The organism is Pseudomonas sp. Sample_14, assembly GCF_004307515.1.
Classification (GTDB): domain Bacteria; phylum Pseudomonadota; class Gammaproteobacteria; order Pseudomonadales; family Pseudomonadaceae; genus Aquipseudomonas; species Aquipseudomonas atacamensis.
This window is the reverse complement of record NZ_RCOC01000047.1, coordinates 1-828: the sequence shown is the minus strand read 5'-3', so window position 1 is coordinate 828 and position 828 is coordinate 1. Positions and strand designations below refer to the sequence as shown.

At 49.2% G+C, this 828-nt stretch carries 1 tRNA gene and 1 rRNA gene; both read right to left on the bottom strand.

The features are described 5' to 3' along the window. Window positions 1-449, bottom strand: a 23S ribosomal RNA gene (locus D8U61_RS11180); the annotation flags it as partial. 221 nt (window positions 450-670) lie between these two features. Then, window positions 671-746 (bottom strand) — tRNA-Glu (locus D8U61_RS11175). Between the last annotated feature and the right edge of the window lie 82 nt (window positions 747-828).

The window sequence follows — 828 nt, the reverse complement described above, 5'->3', positions numbered from 1 at the left end:
TATCGGTCAGTCAGTAGTATTTAGCCTTGGAGGATGGTCCCCCCATATTCAGACAGGATGTCACGTGTCCCGCCCTACTCATCGAACTCACAGTAAGTGCATTTTTGTGTACGGGAGTATCACCCTGTACCCTGCGACTTTCCAGACGCTTCCACTAATGCACAAACTGATTCAGGTTCTGGGCTGTTCCCCGTTCGCTCGCCGCTACTGGGGGAATCTCGGTTGATTTCTTTTCCTCGGGGTACTTAGATGTTTCAGTTCCCCCGGTTCGCCTCATGCCACTATGTATTCATGACATGATAGTGTGACGTATCACACTGGGTTTCCCCATTCGGGTATCGTCGGTTGTTGCGGTTCATATCACCTTACCGACGCTTATCGCAGATTAGCACGCCCTTCATCGCCTCTGACTGCCTAGGCATCCACCGTGTACGCTTAGTCGCTTAACCTCACAACCCACAAGCGTCCCATACGGAACACGTGTTGTCGTTGCGAGCATTTGAGAGACTCGAACATATCGTAGATTTCATTCTTATTACGGAGAATGAAAACGACATGTCGTTTCAATTTTCAGCTTGTTCCGGATTGTTAAAGAGCAAATATCTCAAACGTGACTCGTTAAAGTCAGTTTTGAGATACGGTGATAACGACTTTCACTTCGTTACCGGTATGGCGTCCCCAAGGGGATTCGAACCCCTGTTACAGCCGTGAAAGGGCAGTGTCCTGGGCCTCTAGACGATGGGGACTCTGATACTACTATTGCTCGTTACTTCTATCAGACAATCTGTGTGGACACTGCGCGGGAAGGTATCTTCAGGTAAGGAGGTG